At 56.5% G+C, this 3189-nt stretch carries 2 protein-coding genes; both read right to left on the bottom strand.

The annotated features are described in order from the left end of the window. Nucleotides 1–63: 63 nt before the first annotated feature. Nucleotides 64–951: a DMT family transporter gene (locus Q0482_RS00025; protein WP_299141844.1), complete on the bottom strand. Its 888-nt coding sequence runs from the start codon at nt 949–951 to the stop codon at nt 64–66. Nucleotides 952–1851: 900 nt separating this feature from the next. Then, a complete protein-coding gene (locus tag Q0482_RS00030) occupies nt 1852–2793 on the bottom strand; it encodes a hypothetical protein (protein WP_299141846.1) in 942 nt (313 codons plus the stop codon). Nucleotides 2794–3189: the final 396 nt, after the last annotated feature.

A 3189-nucleotide genomic window follows, 5' to 3' on the forward strand; every position in this document is an offset into this window, starting at 1 on the left:
CCCCGATCCTCGATCCCGATCTTCGATCCCAGCCGCTCCGCGGCTGCACGCCCACAGGGCCCGTCAACCCTCACTCCGCAGGCGTGTCCCCAAAGAGCTCACCACGGTGGAGCCCAGGATGAGGACGGCTCCGGCAAGGCCGGCGGCGCCCAGGGGTTCTCCCAGCCAGCAGGCGGATAGGATGATAGCCACGATGGGATCGATGTAGCTGAAGAGGGCGGCGGTCTGGGCGTGGAGGCCGGCCATGCTGCCGAAGTAGAGGGTATAGGTAATGCCTGTATGGACGATGCCTACGGTAAGAAGAAGAATCACCGTCACAGGCGCCCAGGGCAGGGCGGCCAGGTTTTCCGTAAGAAGGGTATAGGGCAGGAGCACCAGGGACGCCAGGCCCAGCTGGGTGATGGTCATATCGTAGGCGCTGATGTCCTTCAGAAACTGGTTCAGCAGCATGACGGAAGCATAAAAGGCCGCCGCTCCCAGGCCAAAGCCGATGCCTTTGAAGGTAACCCCCTCCCCCGGCTCTGTCAGGACACCGGAAATAAGGACCATGCCCCCAAAGGCAGCCAGGGCGCAGAGAAATTTCATCGCCGTCAGCCTTTCCTTCACTACAAAGGGAGACGCCAGAATCACGAACACCGGCGCCATGTAGTAGGACAGGGTGGCGGTGGACACGGTGGTGTACCGGTAGGCCTCAAAGAGAAGAATCCAGTTGATTCCGATGGCGGCGCCGGAAAAGAAAAGAAATTTGAAATTCCGTTTCACCGCTTCCTTTGAAATGGAAGAATGGCGGAGAAGAACCACCACAAGAAGAAACAGGGTGGCCAGAATCCCCCTCGCCTCTGCAATCACCGTAGAAGGCAGGGGAATGTACCGGATAAAAATCCCCAGTGTGCCGAAAATCATCATAGCAAAAATAAACTGGCCCTTGGCCCGCGTGGTTTCTTCTTTCATAAGCCCTCCCCTGAAAAGTTTCCTTTTCTCTCCCATACTTCTTTTAAATAAATAATGCTTTTATTATACACTTCTGTTCCGGAAATGTAAAAAAGGCCGCTTCGCGGCCAGGGTTCCTCCCCATCCTATTGTCCCACCCGCCTGCGGGGAGGGAAGGTGGTGGCGCCAGCCACCAAAGGGGGCGGGCCCGAAGGTTCTTAAGATTGACCGGCCCGCTGGCCGGAGGGTTCTTAGGTTTGACGGCGGCTTCGCCGTCGAGGGTTGTGGATAGCCGCTGCGCGGCAATGATTATGAAGTCAGCGTTACGGGATTTGCTTTAGTGCCACTATGGCTCCCCCGTCATTTCGAGCGAAGGTACAAGCCGGTATGAATCATCATAGCTTCACGGAGCCAGTGAAAGGGAGTCGAGAAATCTCCCTGCAGAAAGCTGCCTTGCGACAGGCAGAAACGCATAGAGTATCATTTCGCTGCTCAGCCTCGTACACCCCTGCGCCACTTCGTGGCCCTCTTCCCCTCAAGGGGATACAAGGGCGTTACGGAGCTTGCTTTGTGCTACATAAATCACGCTGAACATTCTGCTGAATTGGCCGCTACGCGGCCACCCCCTATTCGGCTGCGCCGGACTCCCTCCACGGGAAAGCGTCTCACTTGGTTCTCAGGTCGCTTTGCTCCCCTACGAACCAAGTTCGCTTGCCACCCTATTCAGGGGGGGGGGAGAATAAATCTCTCTAAGCTTTCCTGCAGAGTCATGTGGCACATTGCTGAGCATCCATAGTGCCCCCAGCTCTGCTGGGGGAAAGGTGGTGGCGCAGCCACCAAAGGGGGTGCTGCTTTTCCATCGCCCGCAGGCGGCCCCCGATCCCGATCTCGATCCCGATCGCGCCGTCAGGCGCTCCCCGATCACATCCCCACCCACCAGTACACCAAAGGATAGAGGACGAAGAGGAAGGTCAGGGTGGTGGTGACGAAGGAGGATTCTGCCATGTCCACGTTGAGGCCATAGAGCTGGGAGGCGGCTACGGCGAAGATGGCAGTCGGTGCGCCGGCGGAGAGGACGACGCAGGTAATCATGGCGGGATCTTTCACGAAAAGAATGGTCAAACCGTAGAGGATGGCAGGAAGAAGGATAAATTTCACCGGGAAAATGGGCCACAGTTTGAGGGCATAGGTGCCTACGCTGCCCAGGCGGAGGTCGTAGCCCACGGGCATCATGCCCATCCAGGCGCTCACATGGATGAGGACGGTAAAAAGGGTCCCCACCGCTTCCGGTCTTTCCACGTGAAGGCCGGAGAGGAAAAGTCCTGCCGCTACGCCCAGGGCAGGAAGCTGGTTTGGCGTAAGAAGGAGACGGAGGAAATTCGTCTTTTCTCCTTTATCGCCGCTGCCTGTTCCCATTTCATAAAACCGCTGGGCCATGGGAAAGCAGAAAAGGACGATTACCAGTATCTGGGGCACGGCGATGAGCTGCACATAGGCAAATCCCTTCTCCCCAAAGAGGACGTAGGCGCAGAGGCCCGCCAGGGTGCCTATATTTCCCAGCATCATGGAAATCATGTAGCTTCCCTGGTCCAAAGGGTTATGGAAACGGTTTTTCTGGATACCATAGAAAATGAGGACGGGGATGAAACAGATGGGGATAATAGAAATGGGAAGCCAAAGGAGTTCCTTCGTCACATGAACGGACCAGAAGGACACCAGAGACAGAAAGGTGGCAATCACCACCACGTTGGCTCTGATCACCATGCGGAGGATTTCCCGGGACAGCCCCCACCGCCGGAGTACCATGCCCAGGAGGAGAGGCAGAAGGATGTCGGCAAATACGATAAAAAAGCGGCTGTTCATTCTTTTCCTCCTTCCTTTCCCTTAAAATCTTTTCCTATTATATCACTGCACGGAGGCTGCGGTGCGGCCCGGGTTCAGAGGGTTGTGCGCTCCATTTATTGTCCCACCGCACGCGGGTGGGAAGGTGGTACGCAGTACCAAAGGGGGCGGGCCCGCAGGGCCCGAAGGTTCTTAAGGTTGACCGGCCCGCTGGGCCGGAGGGTTCTTAGGTTTGACGGCGGCTTCGCCGCCGAGGGTTGTGGATTGCCCTGCGGGCAATGATTTTATAATGCCACCTACGGCGGCGAAAACCGAACAACCGGGCCTAACGGTCAGTCGACTAAAAGGAAGGCCCTTTTATGGGGGGTCTGTCAAGTCCTTTGTGTAAATTTTTTCTGTCAAGTTAAGATTATTCTA

The organism is uncultured Dialister sp. (genome assembly GCF_937959425.1).
In the GTDB taxonomy this organism is placed as follows: domain Bacteria; phylum Bacillota; class Negativicutes; order Veillonellales; family Dialisteraceae; genus Dialister.

Excerpts from the sequence above, each read along its gene's own strand:
- Q0482_RS00025 (WP_299141844.1), bottom strand. The coding sequence starts at position 951 with ATGAAAGAAGAAACCACGCGGGCCAAGGGCCAGTTTATTTTTGCTATG.
- Q0482_RS00030 (WP_299141846.1), bottom strand. The coding sequence starts at position 2,793 with ATGAACAGCCGCTTTTTTATCGTATTTGCCGACATCCTTCTGCCTCTC.